Origin of the sequence: Streptomyces sp. NBC_00576, assembly GCF_036345175.1 — a bacterium.
Taxonomy (GTDB): Bacteria; Actinomycetota; Actinomycetes; order Streptomycetales; family Streptomycetaceae; genus Streptomyces.
This window is the reverse complement of the sequence record NZ_CP107780.1, coordinates 9,698,154-9,716,450: the sequence shown is the minus strand read 5'-3', so window position 1 is coordinate 9,716,450 and position 18,297 is coordinate 9,698,154. Positions and strand designations below refer to the sequence as shown.

Sequence of the window (18,297 nt, the reverse complement as noted above, 5' to 3'; positions counted from 1 at the left end):
GGCCTCATCGGTAGGTGTCCCAGAACAGCCCGTTGTCGGGCACAGCCGGTACGGGCACCTGGAGGTTGTCCCAGAACAGGGCCACGTCGGGCTCGGCCGGTGCGGTGGTCCCCCGAAGGACGACCCTCCGGTTCAGCGCGGGTTCCGGCAGTGGGACTCGGGTGCCCTGGTGGCCTGCGGGGGCAGGGGCGATCAGCAGATGCACGTTCGTGCCGCCGTCGGCGAAGCAGTTGAGCGCGGCGACCTCGGCCGAGTCCGGCCACGGCTGGGGCTCCCTGGGGAAGTACAGCGGCGAGGAGTCCAGATCGAAGTGCTCCAGCGGTTCCTGCCCGGAGCCGAACGGCACCTGCTCCCCGTGGTGCAGCATCAGAACCACCTTGATGAACGCGGCGATCCCCTCCGCGGCCAGCGGGTGACCGATGTTCGGCTTGATCGAGCCGAGGGCCACCGGCTGCGCCGAGCCGGTGCGGTACACCGCCTCCACCCCTTTGAGTTCGAGCAGGTCGGTGACGGTCGATCCGGAGCCGTTGGCCTCCACCCAGCCGACGTCCTGAGGACGGTGCCCACTGCGCGCCAGCGCCTCGGCCATCACCTCCTTCTGCGCCTGGAGGTTCGGGGTGGCCGGACCGGCGGTCCGGCCGTCGTTGTTGACCGCGATGCCCTTGAGGACCGCGAGCACCCGGTCCCCGTCGGCCCGGGCCCCGGCCAGCGGCTTGAGCACGACCGCGCCGACCCCCTCGCCCAGCACCACGCCGGCCGCTCTGCGATCGAACACATGGAACTCGGCGCCCTCGTTGAGCAGTCCGCGGCGCCCGAAGACCTGGTGCGCCCGGTCGTCGGCGAGCAGGTTCACCCCGGCGACCACGGCCGACTCGATGTCGCCCGCGCGCAGCGCCCGTACGGCCATGTCCATAGCCACCAAGGCGGACGAGCAGGCGGTGTCGACCACCACGCCGGGCCCCCGGAAGTCGAAGAACTGCGAGACGTTGGCGGAGAGGTAGTTCTGACCGGTGACCACCACCGGGTTCTTCGCCAGCTCAAGCCGTGCGGCGTCCGGATTGTGGGTGGCCCGGCCTCCCACGTACACACCGATCCGACGGCCCTTGAGCTCGGCCGGGCGGTACCCGGCGTCGTGCAGGGCACTGTTCACGCCCTCCAGCAGCAACAGCGCCTGCGGGTCCATTGCCGTGACATCCGGCTCGGACAGCAGGAAGAACTCCGGATCGAAGCGCAGCACGTCCGGCAGCAGCCCCGCGTGGTGGCCGACCTGCCGGCCGAAGCGCTCTTCGGGGATGGGGCGCAGCGCCGAGCGGCCCTGCCTCAGCAACTCCCAGTACTCGGTCGCGGATCCCGCGTCGGCGAACCTGCAGGACAGCCCGACCACCACGATGTCCTCCGTGGCGGGCTGCGGTTGTGGCGCGGGCTGTACAGGAGCTTGGGCCACGTCGGTGGCTGAAGCCGCCTCGCCCGCGGAAGCGGGCGGTACGCCGAAGGCGGCGAGGAACTCCTGTTGGTGCTCGCCGGCAAGGTACGCCGCGAACGCGTCGGCCGTCGGGTGCTCAAGCAGCGCCGAGGGGTCCATCGACACGTCGAGCTGCTTGGCGACGGACTGGACCAGCTGGGCGACCATGATCGAGTCGATGCCGTAGTCGTGGATCGGCACGTCACCGGCCAGCTTGGCCCGGTCGAAGCGGAGTTCCGACGCAAGCCGGTCAAGCAGCCACGAGGCCGCCGCACCGACCGCGCCCCGGACCGCCGCGACCCCGGTCTCGACCCCCGACCCGGTCTCGACCCCGGTGCCGGTGCCAGTCTTGGCCTCGGTGCCGGTGCCGGTCTTGGCCTCGGTGCCGGTCTTGGCCTCGATGTTGGCCCCGGTATCGGCCCCGGTATCGGTGTCGAACCTGGCCCCCGCGCCGGTGCCGGGTTCGACCCTGGCCCCGGTCTCGGTCTCGAACCTGGCACTGGCCCCGGTCTCGGCCCCGGTGCCGGTGCCGGTGCCGGTGTCGGTGCCGGACCTTGCCCCGGCGTCGGCCTCGATGTCCATGGTGGCTGCGGACGCGGTGGACGCCGGCGTCGTCGGGACGGCGTCGAGGCGACGGGCCGTCAACCGCTGTGGACGCCAGTCGGCATCCGGCCGGACCATCGCCGGCAGAACCACCCGGGCACCGCTCGCGAGTGCTCGCTCCAGCAGAGCGAGCCCCTGCTCGTCGGAGAGCGCGGCCAGCCCGGAGGCCCGGTAGGCGGCGCTGCGCGCCTCCCCCATGCCGGTGTTCTTCCAGCTCGGCCACTGCACGCTGACCAGCGGCAGCTCATACGGGCGGGCCTCGGCAACCGTGTCCAGGTAGGCGTTGGCCAGGGCGTAGTCGCTCTGGCCGACCGCGAGCGCGGGAACCGCGGCGGCGACCGAGGAGTACAGCACGAACAGGCTCAGTGGCTCGTCACGGAAACACTCCACGAGTGCGTCGAGACCGAACACCTTCGGACTGATCACCCGGTCCATGCCGGCCTGCGGCTTCCGTACGAACGCGGGGTTCTCGAAGTCGGTGAAGCCGGCGCTGTGGACCACGCCGCCGACCGGGCCCAGCCTCAGTTTGACCTCCGCCAGCGTCTTGGCCAAGGCCTCCTTCTCCTCCAGCGGTACGGCGAGGACCTCCAACTCCACTCCCTGGTCCGCCAGTTCGGCCAGCGGACGCAGCTTGCGCCCGAGCGCGCCGGCCTCGGCGATGTGCCCGGCCCACTCGGCCCGTGGCGGCAGTTCCTCGCGGCCGGTGAGGACCAGTTTGCGGACACCGTGCCGGGCGACGAAGTGCCGGGCGGTCAGCAGTCCGATTCCGCGCGTGCCACCGGTCACCCAGAGCACCTGGCCTGGCGGGAACGGCGGCGCGCTCTTCGACCCGTCGTCCGGCAACTCGCGCAGCTCCACCCGGTGCCGGACGCCGTCCCGGTAGGCGATCTCGGCCGGCTCCCCGTCGGCGCCGAGTTCGTCGGTCACCCATCGGCACAGCTGGTCGTCCGAGGGGTCGGGTCCCAGGTCGACATGGCGAGAACGTACATGGCGGTACTCACTCTGGAGCATTCGGTACAGGCCCGCCCGGTCGGCGCCGCCGAGGCCCGGGCCCCGGGAAACCAGCAGGACGCTCAGCTCGCGGCGGCCGTGGTCGACCAGATGTTGCATCCAGCGCAGCCAGGTGGGCAGCAGGGAGTGGTCGGGCGGCAGGGCCGGGTCGGTGCAGCCGGCCAGGTCGACCACGGCGTCGAAGCGTTCCCAGCGAGTGTCGGGGCCGGCCAGGTCGACCGCGAGCTGATCAGGGGCGAGCACCTCGGCGGCGGGCAGTACCGCGGCGAGCCGGGCGGCCGTCGCCTCGGTTCCGGGCGCGGCCAGGATGGCGGTCCGGCCGGGCGGAACGCCGTGGCCCACGGGCTCGGCGGGGACCCGGTGCCTGGTCAGCAGCAGTCCTTCGACGGCTCCGCCGACCGCCGGGGTGGCCAGTTCGGCGTCCGCCGCCGCCAGCCGGATCCGGTCTCCGCCGAAGGGATAGCCGGGCAACGCCACCCGGGCGGGCCTGCCGCCGGGGTGCAGTGCCGACCAGTCCACTTGCCGGCCCGAGGTCCAGGCGACAGCGCAGGCCGCGGGGTCGGCCGACAGCACCTGGTCCGCGGCCGGCCGGCGCAGGTCGACCACCCCGGTCCAGCTTTCGGCCGGCCTGCCGCCCGCGACGAACTCGTCCAGACGCGCGGCCAGTTCGGGAAGATCGTGGAAGAGCACCGCGAGCCGGTTTTCCATGGCCTCGCGGCCCCACTGCAGGGTCCACGCGACCTCCTCCGACGCCGACTCGGCGCCCTCGGCCCGCAGATGTGCCGCGAGGCGGCGGGCCTGGGCGGCCAGGCGGTCGGTGTCCCGGGCGGAGAACACGGCCAGCTGCGGACCGGTGGCGGGGATCCGCGTCTCCGGCTCGCCGAGGTGTTCCTGCAGGATGATGTGCGCGTTGGTGCCGCCCGCGCCGAAGGAGCTCACCCCCGCGGTCCTGGGGCCCACCGTGCCGCCCGCGAGGACACGCCGTGGCCACGGCGCGAGTTCACGCTGGACCCGGAACGGGGTCGCCCCGAAGTCGATGTTCGGGTTGATCCGGTCCGCGTGCAGCGAGGGAGCCAGCTCGCCGTGGCGCATCTGCAGCAGTACCTTCGTGATCGCCGCGATCCCGGCCGCCGACTCGGCGTGCCCGATCGCGGACTTCACCGAGCCGATCGGCAGCCGCTCCGGCAGGTCGTCCTGGAAGGCCCGCAGCATGCCGGTGACCTCGATCGGGTCACCGAGCGCGGTACCGGTGCCGTGCGCCTCCAGGTAGTCCAGGTCGGCGGGGCGCAGTCCTGCCCGGTCGAGCGCGGCCCGGACGAGTTCGCCCTGCGCTCTCGGGTTGGGCACGCTGAATCCCTTGCCCGCCCCGCCGTGGTTGACGGCGGAGGCCCTGACCACGGCAAGAATCCGGTCCCCGTCGGCCAGCGCCGCATCGAGCCGCTTGAGCAGGACCGCGCCGGAGCCCTCGGCCGGGACGTACCCGGTGCCGCCCTCGCCGAAGCTGCGGCAGCGGCCGTCCTCGGAGAGAAAGCCGCGCTGCGCGAGCTGCAGGAACTTCACCGGGTGGCTGGAGATGTTGACGCCGCCGGCGACCGCGACCTCGCAGTCGCCGGCGCGGATGGCCAGGCACGCCTGGTGGATGGTGACCAGCGAGGAGGAGCACATGGTGTCCAGGGCGACACTGGGCCCGCTGAAGTCGAAGAAGTACGACACCCGGTTGGCCACCGAGGCGTACGACGACGAGGTGGCGAAGCCCGTGCCGTGCAGCGCCTCCCGCACGCCGTACAGCTGGTAGTGGCCGTACATCATGCCCACGAACACACCGGTGCGGGCGCCGCGCAGCCGCTCACGGGTGTAGCCGGCGTCCTCCAGCAGGTGCCAGACGGTCTCCAGGAACACCCGTTCCTGGGGGTCGATGTGCTCGGCCTCGAGCTGCGACATACGGAAGAACAGCGGGTCGAAGCGGTCGGCGCCGCGGACGAAACCGCCCCATTTTCCGTAGGTCTTCCCGGAGACGGACCTGTCCGCGTCGTAGAACCTGCCGTGGTCCCAGCGGTCCCCCGGTACCTCCTCGACGCTGTCCCGGCCGGCCCGCAGATTGCGCCAGAACTCGTCCACGTCGTCGGCCTGCGGATAGCGGCCCGCGACGCCGATGATCGCGATGTCGTCGCCGCCGGTGGCGGGCCGGACGGGGGTGACCGCAGTGGGCTGCTCGGCCGGCGAAACCTCCGCAGGTCGAGGGACGGGCGCGGTGAACGCGTCGGGGTGCGCCGTGGCCAGATGGTCCGCCAGCTCATGGACCGTCACATATTCGAACAGCAGGGTTTTCGACAGCGGTCCGAGGTGCTCTTCGAGCCGCCTCACCAGACTCATGGTGATCAGCGAGTCCACGCCCTGGTGGTCGAAGGGCTCCATGACGGCGATCTCCGCCTCGGGGAGCTTCAGCTCCTCTGCCAGCAGCCGCACCACCAGTTGCTCCGCCTGCGCCCGCGCGTCGGCCGAGGGCCGCGGTGCGGCGGCGGTGACCGTGGCGGGGCCTGTCCCGGGAAGCGCCGGGCCACCGTCGAGAGCGGCCAGTACGCGCGCCCGGTCGCCCGGGGCGAGCAGCAGCCTCGGCGCGGTGCCGGCCAGCGCGCGCTCCAGTGCTTCCAGCGCCTGTCCGGTACGCACCGGACGCATGCCGAGCACACGGCGCATGTCCTCCTCGGCCGCGGCGGCGATCCGCATGCCGCCCTCGGCCCAGACCGGCCAGGCGGCGGCGAGCGTGCGGCCCTGCCGCTCCCCCTGGCGGCGTTGGTGCTCCCGCCGTTCGGCGAAGTGGTCGAGGAACGCGTTGGCGAAGGCGTAGTCGGTCTGGCCCATGTTGCCGAACGCCGCGGCCGCGGAGGAGAAGGCCACGAAGTAGTCCAGCGGATCGTCGCGGGTCGCCTCGTCCAGCAGCGCCGTCCCGCGCACCTTGGCGGCCAGGACGGCGTCCGCGTCCACCCGGTCCTTGCGCCTGAGCAGTCCGTCTCTGAGCACTCCGGCGGCGTGCAGGACACCGCTGAGGGACCCGTGGTCCCGCCGGGCGTCGGCGAGCAGTGCGCGCACCTGCGCGGCGTCGGTGACATCGGCCCGCACCACGCGGGCGCCGGCGGCCTCGATCCGGGCGCGTGCCTCGGGGCCGGGAGCATTCCGGGTGGCGAGCACGATCCCGCCGCCGGACACTCCCGCGGCGCGCCGTACGGCGGCGATGTGCTCCGCGAGCAGCAGGCCCAGAGCACCGGTGCCGCCGGTGATCACATGGGCGCCCGAGCCGAGGAACGCGGACCCCGTGGCAGCCGGCAGGGCCACCTGGCGCCAGGAGCGGCGGGTCCTGCCCTCCGCTGCGGTCCGCACCTCGGGCAGGCCATCGGCGCGGAGTTCGGCGACCACCGCGTCGGGGAGGGAGCCGACCGCCACGGCCAGCACGCCGAAGTCGACCGACGGGTGTTCCAGACGCGCCGAGCGAGCGAACGCGGCCATTGCGGGGTGCGCCGGCGAGGCGGCCGACTCCCGGTACGCGTACAGGTAGCGCAGCGCGCCGCCCTGCCTCCGCTGCCAGGCCTGGAGGAACGCCATGGCGGCGTGGAAGCCGTGCTCCACCGCGTCCTCGAGCCCAGCGTGCTCGTCGGCGAGGTGCACCACCTGTACGGGTCCGGGCTGCCTGGCGCGGACTGCCGCCTCGGCGTCGAAGCCGGCGCCCAGTTCGATGCGCCGGCAGGTCACGCCCGCCGCCGTCAGTGCGGCGCTCACCGCGGGTCCCTGGGAGCCGGCGTCCAGCAGCAGAACCGTCCCCTCCAGCCCGTGCGGGGCAGGCGGGGCGGGCTGCCAGACCGGTTCGAACGCGGCCACCATGTCGAACGCGGGCACCGTGTCCGCCGTCGGCACCGCTCGGAGCGTGAAGGCGTCGATCACGGCGACCACCTCGCCGGCCGGGTCCAGCAGCGCGACGTCGAAGAGGAGCGTTCCGGCCGGGACCGGACGCGCCGACGGGGTGGCGTAGGCGTACACCCGCTCCGGCAGTTCGGCGTACAGCCGGACCGAGCCCAGCGAGAAGGGCAGGTACGGCACCGGGCTCGTGGGGTCGCCCGCGCCGGGCGCGAGCCTGCCCGCCGTCTGCAGGGCCGCGTCGAGCAGCGACGGGTGGAACACATACGCACCCGCCTGCGCGCGATGTTCGGCGGGAAGCCGCAGGGTCGCCAGCGCCTCGTGCTCCCCCTCGGCGATTTCCTCGATCACCCGGAAGCCCGGACCGTAGTCGAAGCCGAGCCTGGAGAAGGTCTCGTACGTCGTGGCGTCGTCGTGGACCCGTGGGCAGCGCGAGCGCACGTCCGCCAGGTCGAACCGGGCGGGGCGGGCGCCGGGCTCGCCGTACAGCAGGGTGCCGTGGGCGTGTACCTGGGGGCTGTCCCCGGCGCCGAGCACCTCGAAGGAGGCTCCGGCGGGGCCGCGGGTGACCCGTACCGCGAGCCGGTACTCGTCCGTGCCGGCCGGGAGACGGACCGGAGCGGCCCACACCAGTCCCTCGACACCGCGGACAGGGATGCCGTCGAAGGCCAGTTCGCCGGCCAGTCGGGCCATCTCCAGGTATGCCACGCCGGGCAGCACCCGCTCGCCTCCGACGATGTGGTCCCGCAGGAAGAACTCCTCCCCTGTGAGCGTCTTGGCGAAGGTCTGCCCGCCCGAGGAAGGCACCTCGGCGTCCAGCAGGGTCGGGTGGAGCCGGGCAGTCCGCGGCTCGGTCACCGCCGGGGCCGGTACCGGGGCCACCCAGTGCCTGGTCCTCGCGAACGGGTAGGAGGGCAGATGCACCCGGCGGCGGGTGACGTCCCCGTGCAGGACCGCCCAGTCGACCTCGGCGCCCTCCAGCCAGTCGGTCGCTACGACGGTCAGGTCCACGGGCGCGGTGACGGCACGCGGGGCAGGACGCCGTTCGGCCCGGCCGGTGCGCACCGCTGACGGGTGGCCGGCGAGGTACGCGGCCAGTTCGGCACGCAGCCCGGCGGTGCCGTCGGCGACCACGGCGAGCCGGTGGGCCATCGGCTCCCGGCCCACCTGCAGGGTGTACGCGAGGTCTCCCGGCGGGACCTCCCGTTCCTGAAGGTGGTCGGCGAGCCGCTGGGTGGAGCGCCGCAGCGCCTCGGGGTCGCGGGCGGAGAGCACGAACAGTTGCTCTTCCGCAGGCTCCTCGCGGATGTCCGGCATGTTCGGTTCCTCCAGGACGATGTGCGCGCCCGCTCCGCCGAAGCCGAACGAGCTGACCCCTCCGCGACGAGGCAGTTCCCTTCCGGAGGCGTCACGCGGGCGCGGCCAGGGTCGGGCGGTCGCGGCGATCTCGAACGGCCCGCCGTCGAGTTCCAGGTGCGGGTTGCGCTCCTGGAAGTGCAGGCTGGCCGGGATGGTGCCGTGCCGGAGCGCGAGCACGACCTTGAACAGGCCAGCGATGCCCGCGGCGGCTTCCAGGTGGCCGATGTTGGTCTTGACCGACCCGAGGGCGCAGCCGGGAGCCGCTTCCGTGCCGCGCTCCGCGCGCAGCCGGCGAAAGGCGCTGCTGAGGCCTGCGGTCTCGATCGGGTCGCCCAGCGCGGTGCCGGTGCCGTGCGCCTCGATGTAACCGACGGTCTCCGGCGCCACGTCGGCGGCGCGGTAGGCCTCGACCAGCAGTTCGGCCTGGGCGTCCGGGTTGGGGGCGGTGAGCGAGGTGGTCCGGCCGCCGTGGTTGATCGCGACCGCCCTGATCACCGCGTGCGGTGCGTCACCGTCGTGCTCCGCCCGGTCGTTGCGCTTGAGCAGCACCGCGCCGGCGCCCTCGCCCCGGACATAGCCGTCGGCCCGGCTGTCGAAGGCCTTGCAGCGGCCGTCGGGGCTGAGCATCTCCCCCTGGCTCAGCGCCTCGTACACGGTCGGCGAGAGCATGAGGCTGACCCCGCCGGCGATCGCCAGGTCGCAGGTGCCGTCGCGCAGCGCGGCGCAGGCCTGGTGGACGGCGGTGAGGGAACCGGAACAGGCCGTGTCCACGGCGATGCTGGGGCCGCGCAGGTCCAGCAGGTAGGAGATCCGGTTGGGGATGATCGACAGGGCCGCACCGGTGAGGGTGTGGCCCTCGGTGCCGCGTCCGGCGGCCCGCTGCACCTCCAGGTAGTCGGAGTTGGTGACCGCGACGAACACGCCGACGCGTTTTCCGGCCAGCTCGGACGGGCGGTAGCCGGCGTCCTCGACGGCCGACCAGACCACCTCCAGCATCAGGCGCTGCTGGGGGTCCATCAGTTCCGCCTCGCGCGGGGAGATCCCGAAGAACGCGGCGTCGAAGCGGTCCACGTCGGGGGCGAAGCCGCCCCAGCGCGACCGGGATCGGGCCTGCTCGCGCCAGTCCCAGCGGTCGGCCGGGATCTCCAGGACCAGGTCGTCCCCGGCGGCGAGGTGATCCCAGAACTCCTTGAGATCGGCCGAGCCCGGAAGACGCCCAGCCATGCCGAGGACCGCGATGTCACCGCCACGCCGCTGCCCGTCCGGTGCTCCGTCGACCTGCCCCACGACAGCCTGCCCCACGACGGCGGACGCCGGGGCGACCGCGGACGCGGGGGCGGGGGCTGCCGCAGGCACCGGGGATGGCGCAGGCACCGGGGCGGGCGCAAGCGCCGGGGCGGGCACTGGAGCTGCCGCAGGCGCCGGGGCGGGCGCAAGCGCCGGGGCGGGGGCTGCCGCAAGCGCCGGGGATGGCGCAGGCGCCGGGGATGGTGCAGGCGCCGGGGATGGTGCAGGCGCCGAACTGGGCGCACCGAAGCGCGTGCCCAGTTCGGCGGAGTGGTGCTCCCACAGGTGCTCGGCCAGCGCGAGCAGGGTGCCCCGCCGGTAGAACAGCGTGGGGTACACCTCGATGCCGTAGGACTTGCGCAACTCCGTGCTGAGCGCGGTGAAACCGACCGAGTTCATGCCCGCCTCGCCCAGCGGGACGCGCGGCTCTATGTCCTCGGGACGCAGCCCTGTCAGGCCGGCCACCATCCCTGCCAGCTCGGCCACCAGCGCCTCGACGTGGCCCGTCGGCCCGGCCGGGGCTTGCGGCAGGCCGGTCGTGGCGGGACCGTAGCGGGACCGCAGCTCGGCCGGGGGCAGCGCGGCGAGCGTGGCCCGGTCCACTTTCTCGTTGAGCGTGCGTGGGAAGCCGGTCACCCGGATCAGCGCGTCCGGGACCATGTGGTCCGGCAGCCAGGCCGCCAACTGCTCCCTGGTCGGTTCGGCGGCTCCGTCGTCGAGCAGATAGCAGGCGAGCAGCGAGTGACCGACGCCCTGCCCGCGGGCCACCACGACGGCCTCGCGGACACCGGCCAGTCGGCGCAGGGTCGCCTCGATCTCCTCCAGTTCCACGCGGAAGCCGCGCACCTTGACCTGGGAGTCGATCCGTCCCAGGTACTCGATCCGCCCGTCGGTGAGCCGGCGCGCCAGGTCACCCGTGCGGTACATCCGTGCGCCCGGCTCGGCCGCGAACGGGTCGGGCAGAAAACGCTCGGCGGTCAGCTCGGGGCGGTGCAGATAGCCTTCGGCCACCCCGTGCCCACCGATGTGGAGCTCGCCGGCCACGCCGGTCAGGACAGGCCTGCGGGTGCTGTCCAGCACGTACAGCCGGGTGTTGGCGATCGGGGTGCCGATGGTGACCCGCTCGTCCTTGCGGAGTCGGCTCGCCGCCGACCAGACCGTGGTCTCGGTGGGGCCGTAGAGATTCCACACCTCGCGGTTGCCGGCGAGCAGCGCCTGCGCCGTGTCACCGGGCAGGGCCTCGCCGCCGCACAGCACGGTGAGGCCGGGATCGCCTTGCCACCCGGCGGCGAGCAGCATGCTCCAGGTCGCCGGGGTGGCCTGGATCACCGTGGCCGTGCCGCGCTCGACCGCCTCCCGCAGGCGCAGTCCGTCACGGGCCGTCTCCGTCTCCAGCACCTCCACCGTGCCGCCGGTGATCAACGGCAGATACAGCTCCAGGGCAGAGATGTCGAAGCAGACCGTGGTCAGGGCCAGCAGCGTGTCTCCCGGTCCGAAGCCGGGCTCGCGCGCCATCGACCACAGGAAATTCGTGAGCGCGCGGTGCGGGACCTGGACGCCTTTGGGCCGGCCGGTCGAGCCGGAGGTGTAGATGAGGTACGCGGTGTCCGACGGCCCGGCGGGGCCGGGCGAGGGGGCGGCGGGCGGTCCCTCGTCGCCGTCGACGAGCAGCCGGGGCACCGCACCGTAGGCGCTGTGCACGGCGGAGTGGGTGAGCATCAGATGCAGCCCGGCGTCCTCGGCCATGTAGGCGAGCCGCTGCTCCGGGTACGAGGGGTCGAGCGGGACGTACGCCCCTCCGGCGGCCTGTACGGCGAGCAGGGCCACCGGAAGGCCGGCGTCGCGCGGGAGCAGGACGCCGACGGTGCGGCCGCGGCCGACCCCGGCGGCGCGGAGGCGGGCCGCGAGGGCCTCCACCCGCTCCGTCAGCCGGCGGTACGTCAGCTCGGTGCCCTGGTGGCGGACGGCCACCGCCTCCGGGCGCGCGTCGGCCTGACGCCTGACCAGCTCCCAGACAAGGGTGTCTGCGGGGTAGTCCGCGGCTGCGGGCGGAGCCAGCGCCGCCCGTTCGTCCGCGGTCAGGAGATCCAGGTCGCCGACCGCGGTGTCGGGCAGGTCCACTGCGGCGGCGAGGAGGAGAGCGAAGTGGGCTCCGAGACGCTCCACCGTGGCGGCGTCGAACAGGTCGGGGTCGTATTTGAGGGAGTAGCGGCAGCCCTCGGTCTCCTCCACCACCTCCAGGGTCAGGTCGAACTCGCCCTCCTGGTGGACGCCCTCGACCGGGCCGAGCACCACGGAGCCGTCGCCGACACCGCGCGTCCAGTTCTGGAAGTAGAAGGCCACGTTGAACGGCGCGGCCGAGGAGGCGGGGTCCTCGCGTCTCAGCTCCTCGGCGAGGGTGATGAGCGGGTACGCGCTGTGCTCCAGGGCGTCCAGAACCGTTCGGTGGACCCGGCGGGCCAAGGCGCGGAAGGCCTCCCGACCGTCGACCCGCTCGGCCAGCACCACCATGTTCATGAAGTAGCCGAGCACGTCCTCGTAGCCGCTGGGCGGGCGGCCCGCGGTCGGCGTGCCGACCGCGATGTCATCCTGGTCGCTGTAGCGGTGCAGCAGAGCGAACCAGCCCGCGAGCATGACACCGAACAGCGACGTCCGCTCCGCCGAGGCGAGGGCGCGAGCCCGTTCGGCCACCACCGCCGGGATACGCCCGTCCACACTCGCGCCCCGGAAGCCGGGTACGGGCGGGCGTGGGCGGTCCAGCGGCAGGGGCACGGTGGTGTTCCGGCCCCGGAGCCGTTCGACCCAGTACGCGCGCAGGCGCCGGCCCTGGGGGCCCGCGAGCAGTTCGCGCTGCCAGGCCGTGAAGTCGGCGTAGCCGCGGGCGGGCCGCTCGGAGGGCAGTGGGTGACCCTCACGGACCGTGCGGTATCCGCGCTCCAGCCCGGCCAGCAGCAGGGCGATGGACTCCCCGTCGAACACCAGGTGGTGGAAGGTCAGGAGCAGCGCATGGCGGCCGTCGCCGAGGGTGTACAGCGTGGCGCGCACCAGCGGGCCCTCGGCGAGGTCGAAGGGGTGCCTCAGGTCGGCGCGCATCCGGTCGCGGAGGTCGTCCTCGGCCACGGAGGTGAGGAAGACCTGCTGGAACGGCAGTTCGGGCTCGGTGGCGATGCGTACCAGTGGTCCGTCCGCATCGGTACGGACACTCGCGCGGAGTTCCTCGTGTCGGTCGAGCAGGTCCTGCAGGACCACGCGCAGGGCCAGGATGTCGAGATCGCGGTCGAGCCAGAGGGCAAGGGGCAGGTTGTAGGCGTAGGTGCCGGGCGCGATCTGCTCGATCACCCACAGCGCGCGTTGCCCCTGCGAGAGTTGGTGGGTGGCGGCCTCCGCGTCGGTGCGGGGACGCAGAACCAGTTCCGCCGCCCGCGCCGCCGGAGGTGCTGTGCTTTCGGCGGTTCCGGCGGTTCCGGCGGTTCCGGCGGTTTGGGCGGTTCCGGCGACGGTGGGGGGTGCGGCTGCGTCGGCGAGCCAGCTCGAGGCCAGATGTGCGGACAGCTCGCGCAGGGTCGGACGTTCGAAGAAGTCGCCGAGCGGCACCGTGACACCGAAGGCTTCGTCCACGGCGGACACGATCTTCATACCGCTGAGCGAGTCGAAGCCGTAGTCGGCCAGTGGGCGGTCCGGGTCGATCCGTTCGTCCAGCTTGAGGACCCGCTCCACCAGCTCGCGGAGGCGGTCGCCGACCGCGTCGGCGGCGTCCGTCGGCACGGCGGTGCTCACACTGCCGAGTGCCGTGGCCGGCACCGCGCCCAGCACCACCCCGTCGCTCTCCGCGACCAGCACGGTCTGGCCGAGGCCGGCACCCTCGGCGCCGAGCGCCCTGACCGGTGTGTAGCCCTCCTCGTGGAGCAGTCTGGTCCAGCTCTCCGGGGAGGCCAGTGGCGAGTCGGGCAGCCGCAGTTCGGCGTCGTCGAACAGCCACCAGCCGTCCAGCGGACCGCCGCCGATGGTGAGCAGCGGCCGTACGGAGGTCAGTTCGTTGAGCACCAGCCAGCCGCCCGGCCTGAGCAGCGCCTTGGCCTTGCGCAGGGTGGCCCGAAGATTGCTGGTGGCGTGCACCACGTTGGTGGCCAGGACCAGGTCGGCCGAGGCCGGTGAGAAGTCCTGCTCGGCCAGTCGGCGCTCCAGGTTGAGCACCTGGAACCGGGCGAAGGGGTAACGGGTGGCGAAGCGTTCGCGGCCGTGCTCCAGGAAGCGCGGTGAGATGTCGGTGAACGTGTAGCCGACACGTCCCGGGTGGTCGGCCAGCGCGGGCAGCACCCACTCACTGGTGGCACCCGTGCCGGCGCCGAGCTCCACCACCTGGATCGTCCCGGCATCCGGCAGTTGCGGCAGCCGGACGTCCAGGAAGCACCGGACGGTCTCGCGCACATGGCGATTGAAGGAGTCGGTGAGCGGGTTGCCCTTGTAGAAGTTCTGGACGAGCTTCATGGAGGAGCCGGGGAACATGATCTCGGTGGCGCCCACCTCTCCGCGCAGGATCCGCGGGTACTCCCGCAGGAACAGCCGGTTGAGGGTGACGGTCGGCTCGATGTCCGGGTACGCACGGGCGATCCGGTCGAACTCCGCCTCCCAGCGCGGCGCCGCTTCCGCCTGGTCCACCGCGTCGACCGCGGCCGAGGTGACGACCCGGTCCCCGTCACGGGTCAGGAACCCCTCCCCGGCGAGGATGTTGAGCAGTGCCTCGTGGAGCCGCCGGTACTTGTCGAGGACGCGGAGCCTGCCGCCCAGCTCCTCGGCGTGGTGGCGCTCGCCGGAGCGCCGGAAGACTCCCATCCGCTGGTAGACGCCGAGGAGCATGGGCGCGGAGACCGCCTCCAGTTCCCCGTACCCGGCGGACACCCGGGCGGCGGCGGGATCGGTGTCCGCCCCGGCGTCCAGGCGCGTGGCCGCATCCGCCAGCGTGGGCGGGTGGCCGCCGCCGAACGCCTCGCCGTCGTACGCCGGGTCGTGGCCCATGGCCTCCAGCGCGCGGTGGTTGGCCCGGATCGGCATGACCTGCGGCAGGCCGCTGCCGAGGATGCGCCGCACGGCGGCGATGCCCCCGGCGGCGCTGAAGGCGCTGATGCCCAGACCGGTGAAGATCTCCGCGAGGCCGGGCCTGTCACCGGAGCCGACGTGGCCCCAGTAGCCCTGGTTGATCACGGTGACCGGGAAGGCCAGCCGCTCGCGCAGGAACAGTGCGTAGGCGTCCTCGGTCGCCGAGGCACAGATGTACGCGCCGTTCCCGGCGAAGCCGCCGAAGGAGCCGGCCGAGGAGAAGAAGGCAAGGAAGTCGAGCGGCTCCTCGGCGACGGCCGCGGCCAGCGCGGCCGCGCCTTCGGTCTTCACCCTGGTCACCGAGGTGAAGGCGGCCTCGTCGAGTTCGGTGAGCGGGTGGTCGTCGAAGACCATGGCCGCGTGTACGACACCGTGCAGCGCGCCGAACCGGCGGTGGGCCTCGGCCACCGCCGCGGCCAGGTCCTCGGCGGAGCAGGCGTCGCCCCTGACATGGGCGACGTCCCCTCCGTGCGCCCGGACCACGTCGATGGTGTCCTGCTGCTCGGGCCCCGGCTCGCCGCGGCTGAACCAGACCAGGCGGGACCGGTGGGTCCGCGCCAGATGCGTGCTCAGCTCGCGGGCGATACCTCCGGTGCCGCCGATCAGCAGGTAGACGCCGTCGTCCCGGAACACCGGCCCGGCCTCGGGCAGGCCGACCCTGCCGAGCCGGCGGAGATAGCGGATGCCGCCGCGCAGGGCCACGGTGCGGCCCGTACCGTCGAGCGGCTCGGCCAGGATCGCGTCCGCCAAGGCCCAGGCCCCGGCATCCCCGGTCACGTCGGCCGCGGCGAAGTCGACTCCCAGCACCTCGAGCCCGGGCCGTTCCTTCGGCCCTACCTGGAGCAGTCCGTGCATACCGGCGGAGAACGGATTCTCCACGGCGCTTCCGGCCACCGCGTACACATCGCTGGTGACCACGGCCACCCGGTCGGCGCGCCCTGTCCGCAGCAGGTGGAACAGAGACAGCGAGCCGTACCGCATCTGGTCCGCGGCCTGGCCCGCGCCGGTCCCTGCCACCCGGGGCCCCACCCCGCCGAGATGGAACACCAGGCCGGCGCCGGCGGTCCGGGTGAGCCAGTCCTCCACGGACAGCTGATCCAGCCGGACCAGCTCCACCCGGGACTCCGGGTGGCGGGCGGCGATCGCCTCACCGAGCCAGACCGAGGCCTCGGTCACCAGGGCGACGACCCGGTCCGCGCGGAGCGCGGACGTCATGGCCGGCTCGGCCGGCGGCCGGGCACGCACCCACAGTGGCCGGTAGAAGTCCGGCAGGTCCCCGTCGGATGCCGTCGGCGCGGGAGCGTCGGGCTGCCGGGGGGCGACGGCGGGCGGCTGGGGAATCCAGTAGCGCCGGCGGGCGAACGGGTAGGTGGGCAGCTCGATCCTGCGGGCGGCGGAGGGCACGACCCGCGACCAGTCGATCTCGTCCCCAGCCGCCCAGCGCTCGGCGACCACCACCAGGTCACGCCGCGTCAGCGCCTGCTCCAGGTCGGCGGTTTCGTCCTCGGAGCGCGGTACTCGGGCGCGGGCAGCTCGCCCCGTGGCGACCCCGCCCGTGGCGCCGCTCTCGGCGTACGCCTCCAGGAGTCCGGCGGCCTCGGTGGCCGAACGGGCGGCCAGGGCCAGCCGGAACTCGTGGGCGGTACGGCCCGACTGCAGGGTGTGGGCGACGTCGGCGAGCCGCAGCGTCCCCTCGTCGCCGGCCTCCGCGCGCGGCCGGGTGATGACGGCCACTGCCTGCGCCACCGCCGCGGCGGTGTCCGCCGCCGCAGCCGCCGGAGGCAGCTCGATGCCCAGCTCCGCGGCCAGCAGCGCGTGGTAGCGGGCGCGTTCCGCCACGCCGAACCCGTAGTCGGCCAGATCGGTCCCGAGGTCGAGGAACTCCGGCTCCACGCCGACCGTCTCGGCGGCCAGCCGGAGGCTGAGACGCTGGGCGTCCGCCAGCGCGTCAGCGCCGACGGACACCGCGCTCTCCTCGGCGGCGCCGCGCCGCAGGAAGGCGGCCAGGTCGGACGCGTAGGCCCGCAGCCGCTCCTCGCTCTTGGCGGAGAGCACCAGCAGCTGTTCCGTCCCGTCGTCCACCGGCTCCGGCGGGCCGGCCGGCAGATGCTCCTCCACGATCACGCAGGCGTTGGCGCCGCCTCCGCCGAAGGAGCTGACGAGGGCGCGCAGCGGCAGCCGCGGGCCGGGGGCGCCCTCGGTGTCGGGCTGTTCCAGCCTCGTCCAGGCGCTGAGAGTCTGCTGCACCTCGAAGGGCGTGGTGGTGAAGTCGATCTCCGGGTTACGGCGCGCCGAGTGCAGCGACGGCACCAACTTCCCGTGCCGGAACTGCATCAGCACCTTGGTCAGGCCCGCGACACCCGCCGCCGACTCCAGGTGGCCGATGTTGGACTTCACCGAGCCGACCACGATGTTCGGCTGTTCCGCGCGGCGTGCCGGGTCGATCCGCCCGCCGAAGGCATCGACCAGGCCCGCGATCTCGATCGGGTCACCGAGTGGGGTCCCGGTGCCGTGTGCCTCCACGTAGCCGATGGTGTCCGCCGCCACCCCGGCGCGCCCCAGCGCCGTGCGGATCAGCTCGGCCTGGGCGGCCGCGCTCGGCACGGTGTAACCGCCGGTCTTCCCGTTCGCGTTGACCGCCGAGCCGCGAATCACGCCGAGGACGCGGTCCCCGTCGGCGACCGCCGCGGCCAGCGGCTTGAGCAGGACGGCGCCCACTCCCTCGCCGTCGACGAAGCCGTCCGCGTCCGCACCGAAGGCCTTGAGCCGGTCGCCACGCGAGATCATGCCGCGCTGCGCCAGCGTGCGCAGGTGCATGGGGTGCAGGATCAGGTTGACCCCGCCCGCGATCGCGGCGGCACACTCGCCGCTCCTGATGCTCTCGCAAGCCAGGTGGATCGCGGTGAGCGAGGCCGAGCAGGCGGTGTCCACGGCCAGGCTCGGCCCGGTGAAGTCGAAGACGTAGGACACCCGGTTGGCTATCGACCAGTGGTTGGAATGGGCGTCGGTCCGCACGCCGAGCGCGCCGGCCTCCCCGCTCATCCACTCGTAGTTGCTGTTCATCACTCCGGCGAACACCCCGACCGGCCCCTGGGCCGCGAGCCGGGCCGCCGGGTAGCCGGCGTCCTCCAGTGCCGCCGCCGCGGTCTGGAGGAACAGACGCTCCTGGGGGTCCATCGCTTCGGCTTCGGCAGGCGCGATCCGGAAGAACAACGGATCGAACTTGTCTACATCGTCGATGAAGCCGGCCCACTTGCTGTAGCCGCCGCGTTCCCCGCTCGGATCGTGGTGCGCGTCCGCGTCCCAGCGGTCGGCGGGTACCTCCCGGACGCAGTGCCGGCCCGCGGCCAGGTTCTCCCACAGCTCGCCGACCGTCTCGGCCAGCGGGTAGCGGCCGGCGACGCCGACGATCGCCACGCCCTCGCTCGCCGGGGCCGGTGCGGAGGCCCGGGCCAGCAGGCTCAGCAGCAGCTTTCGCTTGTCGTCCACAGTTGCTCTCTCTCACAGCTCATCGGGCCGGCCTCTGCACGGGCCGGATACGTACCGCCGCTGGGGCGCCGGGCCAGGGA

At 73.3% G+C, this 18,297-nt stretch carries 1 protein-coding gene; it reads right to left on the bottom strand.

The features are described from left to right. Positions 1–4: 4 nt before the first annotated feature. The gene (locus tag OG734_RS42270; protein ID WP_330292665.1) at positions 5–18,217 is read right to left on the bottom strand and encodes an amino acid adenylation domain-containing protein; all 18,213 of its coding nucleotides are present in this window, start codon (positions 18,215–18,217) and stop codon (positions 5–7) included. Positions 18,218–18,297: the final 80 nt, after the last annotated feature.